The sequence below is a fragment of the Moorena producens 3L genome (assembly GCF_000211815.1).
Lineage (GTDB): Bacteria > Cyanobacteriota > Cyanobacteriia > Cyanobacteriales > Coleofasciculaceae > Moorena > Moorena producens.
Genome location: NZ_GL890862.1, coordinates 1 through 4,290, shown reverse-complemented (window position 1 = coordinate 4,290; position 4,290 = coordinate 1). Strand labels below are relative to the sequence as shown.

The window sequence follows — 4,290 nt, the reverse complement described above, 5'->3', positions numbered from 1 at the left end:
CCTTTCTTCGAATACAATTACGAGTTGTGAAACAAGATGAAAAAAACCATACCCTTGCATGTCTAGCGCGTACTAAAGAATCAGTTGCCGTGGGAATAGGTCTTGCGTTGCAGAACAAATGAACTATGTACCATCAGAGCAAGCTTAAACCCATGAGGGGGCTAGAGATTTAGTACAAATGTTCTGCATAAGTGACATGCTCCCAAACAGACTTGAGGAGTTACACCGAGCGGAAGTACTCAACGCAATTTTATAGCTGCTATCAACAGGGAGTGCTGGGAAGATGGTGCCCGATGGTATCCTCACTAAATGGCAACAAAAAAAGAGTTGGGGCTAGGATAAATAGAATGATATATTGACTGGCCTAAACTTTTAAACAGGCTTTTTTGCTTGTCAAGTCATTTTTAATACTGTCTTGTTGAGGGTTGCTCAGGGTAAGCTATTAGCCATCAGCCATCAGCTATTAGCCATCAGCTATTAGCCATCAGCTATCAGCCCTCAGATATCAGCTATCAGCCATCAGCTTATGCGCTACGCCCACGCTACTTGAGGGGCTATCAGCTCAGTTCGCTGATTGGGAGCTGATTGGGAATAGTTCCCAATCATTATTTTGGTCATCAATTCGGTCATCAAGGGTGTTATGGAAAATAGCAAAATAACCACAACCCAACTATCTTTACCCAAAGGCGGCGGAGCGATTCAGGGCATTGGAGAAACGTTTCAGGCTAACGAATTTACAGGAACAGCAGGGCTGTCGATTCCGATTCCGACAACTCCTTGCCGGGGTTTTGAACCGCAGTTGAGTGTTCAGTATAGTTCTGGTTCGGGAAACGGGCCTTTTGGTTTGGGGTTTGCTCTAGCTATTCCTATTGATATGGGGGCAGGAAGTCAAGGAATGCCAATCGCCGCTACTCGGAATAGGGTCAGCTCGCCCGATAGAGGGAACCGGAAAAACCCTAAGAAATTTGAAAGAGGGGGAATTGTTGAGGAGTTTTGGCAGCAATGGAGCCAACATCAAGAGGCTCTTTATCGGTGCTGTCTGCAGTTGATGAATTTCAACCCAACGGATGCGGAGGATGCCCTGAGCCGGGCTATGCTGAAAGCTGTTGAAAAGGTGAAAAAGTTTGCGGGGAAAATTGCTAACTTCAAGGCTTGGTTGCGGAAGCTGACTTACAACGTATGCATCGATATTATCCGAGAACGTTCTCGGGGCCCTGCGGCTGTAGAAAGCATCGAATGGGTGGGGAATACGGAGGAAATGAGTACGTCGTCTGCGGTGGAGTCGCCAGAGACCTTTCTGGAAAGGGAGGAGAGATCTATAGAGATACGAAGAGTGATCGCTTCTTTACCCGAAAGGATGCGGGAAACGTTTATTTTGCATTTTTATGAAGAGCTTACCCATACAGAAATTGCCGAGCGGCAAGGGATATCCTATGACAGCGTATGTAAGCGCATCTCAATAGCTCGCAAAAAGCTCAAACAGATGTTGAGCGCCTATTTCATTGAGTCGGAAGTGGCTGTGCCCAGCACGGCAAGCTCGGAAGCGGGTATCCAAAAGTCGGGCAAGAAATCAGAAGATTGGGCGGAAGCCTCAGTGCAGCCGAAGAAATCGCCTACCCCAGGCGAATATGGAGAAAAGCAGAAGGAAAGGTCGGCTGAAGAAAAGAAAGGGTTAGAGACGGCGACGGATTCGGCAGAAATAGAGTGCGCCGAGGTGGTAGTGGCAGAAAAACCAGAGCGTGTCGATGGTGCAGTCGGGCCAAGGGAACTGGTTGACGAGAATATTTCTAATTTGATTAATGTTAGTGACGAGCTACCCCTATGCTCAAGAGAGGCTGTTGCCTTGCCCAGTTCGATGTTGGATGAAACTTGGGCGGAAAGGGGAGGGGCGATCGCTTCGTTATCCAAGCAATTGCGCAATAGGTTTAGTTTGCATTTTTATCGAGAGCTTACCCATCCTGAAATTGCTATGGGGCAAAAGTGGATAGTCCCAAATTCGAGGATGGCTCCTGTTTCCTTGCAGGATTCTACAAGGGATGATATATGGACAGAAAAGGGAGGGGCGATCGCTTCGTTACTGGAACGAGGGCGCTCTAGGTTGATAAGGGGTTTTTATCAAGAGCTTACCCATCTAGAAAAGACAGAACAGGATTTGTGGAAAGCTGACGCTATTGTCAATACAGTCTGTTTTGTTGCTGAGTCAGGACTTACGCAAAGCCCCCTAAATAACCAAATTATGGGTAACTTTGACATCATTATTCTCCAAAATTGGGTGTTTAGGGGGGCAAAACCAACTCAACTTCGTAAGTCCTATGAGTTTGACACGGGATGAGAGATTGAATGAAAATTAAGGGGGCGATCGCCTGACTGCCTGACACATCTGTGTGAAAACTAGGCTGATCAGGTTCTACACTAGGCTGTTCACTCTAGGACTTGATTGATGGGATGAGTTCATGCATAATCTGTGTGAAGAGGTTGCCAGGATCTGCCCATGATACAAGGATACAAAAGCTCAATTGAGCGTCTGGCCAATTTATTTAAGCAAAGCCGTGATCGTTGGAAGCAAAGAGCGAGTGAGAAGCAAAAGAAATTGCGAGCACAAGAAATCCGGATTCGGGACTTAGAGAAAAGTCGAGCCCTGTGGAAACGACGAGCCCAGATAGCGGAAAAGGAAGTGCGAGGGTATCGTCAACAGACCTCATCCCCATCGCTTAGCCCCCTGTCTGATCAGACAGCAGTCCCCCCCCGTCCTTAGGCGGCTCTGCCACCGTTGGGATCGTTGAAACCCAAGGCACCCTGTTAGCCAGCCACCATTATGGAGCATTGACGATTAGCTTAGCCATCTCGTTTGTGGTTGAAAGTTTAAGCAGTTTCCGGGGAGCCTCGAAAAATTTTGCCCTATTGAGTCGGTTCATCGGTCAAATTTTACCGAGTTATAGTAGTATTCGGCAATGGGTATTGCGGATGGGACTATACTTGCTACAGCGTCCGTGCGAGTATCGTCACGACTGGCTATACATTGCCGATCTTACCCTGGAATTAGGGGCTCACAAATGCTTAGTAGTGTTAGGAATCAGCCAAGCTCGGTGGAAGCAAATCGTCGAGCAATCAGCTGGGAAATTGTGCTATCAGGACTTGTCACTACTAGCGTTAAAGGTCATGAAGAGCACTAAAGGAGACTTGATCTACCCCATCCTCGAAGCGGTTGGTGACCAGGTCGGGGTCCCCTTACAGCTTTCTCAGACCAAGGCAGTGATCTCTATAAGGGCATTCGCTTATACCATCAAGCTCATCCTTCTGTGCAGGTGACCTATGATGTGACTCATCAAAGTGCCCGATTACTCAAAGGTGAGTTAGAGCTCGATCCAATCTATCAGCGCTTTGTCAGTCGGTGTACCCGTACTCGTCAACAGTTGCAGCAGAGTCGATTATCTTTTTTAAGACCACCCGCACAACGATCCAAAGCTCGATACTTCAATATTGACACCTTATTGAAGTGGGCCAAACTCGTATTGGCCTATCAGAAGCAGCAGGATTTCTCAAGGGTCAATCCTGGCTACTGCTTAGATTCGAGTGCCTTAAAAACCTTGAGTGAGCAGTTGACTACTGAGGTCAATGCGGCCTTAAAACCCCTTAAACAAAAGCCATTTCCTGACCAGAAAGCCTTTATTGAAGCCCTCAAAGGGTGTCTTTCAGAGGCAGTTTTCTGTGACGTTGGTTCCTTAATTTGCCAAACCGCTGACCTCGGTAGACGGTACTTTGAGGAAAAATTGGGTTGGGTGTCGGACTATCAGGAGGCCCTCGAACCCTTCAACCAGATGCTTTTCTTAGTGCGCACCCTCCAATACCAGCTTAAGCATCAAGGGTTTAACCAACACTCGAAAACAGACTTTATCAAACAAACAGCTGATTTAACCTTATCGAAACGATTAGAGGACTTTTTGGCCAAGTTAATTGCCTATATTGACCATGAAACCACAGCATTGCCTCCTAATCAGCCCCTACTTGCCTCTTCTGATCTCATCGAGTCTGTGTTTGGTAAATATAAACTGTTTTCCCAAAGGTCATCCCTGAAGCATATGGGGCATTTACTCTTGACACTGCCTCTGCTCACCACCCAGTTGACCTCTGAACTTGTTAAAACTGCCATGGAAACAGTTTCCTTCTGTGATGTCCAACATTGGTATCGACAGCACTTTGGAGAATCTCCCTTGGCCAAGCGTCGGGCTATTTTTCAGACTACAAAAATTGACATATAAACTGCATGAACTTTTATCGGCATAAGGGATT

4 protein-coding genes are annotated in these 4,290 nt (G+C 46.8%); all 4 read left to right on the top strand.

Annotation, left to right across the window (positions count from 1 at the left end):
• Nucleotides 1–640: 640 nt before the first annotated feature.
• The 4 genes from LYNGBM3L_RS34835 (at nucleotide 641) to LYNGBM3L_RS33875 (ending at nucleotide 4,259) form a co-directional block, all read left to right on the top strand.
• Nucleotides 641–2,332 (top strand): RNA polymerase sigma factor, encoded by a 1,692-nt coding sequence (locus tag LYNGBM3L_RS34835; RefSeq protein ID WP_008182775.1) that lies wholly within the window; start codon nucleotides 641–643, stop codon nucleotides 2,330–2,332.
• 159 nt (nucleotides 2,333–2,491) lie between these two features.
• Nucleotides 2,492–2,755: a hypothetical protein gene (locus tag LYNGBM3L_RS11525; protein WP_008177637.1), complete on the top strand. Its 264-nt coding sequence runs from the start codon at nucleotides 2,492–2,494 to the stop codon at nucleotides 2,753–2,755.
• 68 nt (nucleotides 2,756–2,823) lie between these two features.
• Entirely contained in the window at nucleotides 2,824–3,309 is a 486-nt protein-coding gene (locus tag LYNGBM3L_RS47270; RefSeq protein WP_229414439.1) for a hypothetical protein, read from the top strand.
• An 8-nt stretch (nucleotides 3,310–3,317) separates the two neighbouring features.
• A complete protein-coding gene (locus tag LYNGBM3L_RS33875; RefSeq protein ID WP_048815221.1) occupies nucleotides 3,318–4,259 on the top strand; it encodes a hypothetical protein in 942 nt (313 codons plus the stop codon).
• Nucleotides 4,260–4,290 lie beyond the last annotated feature (31 nt).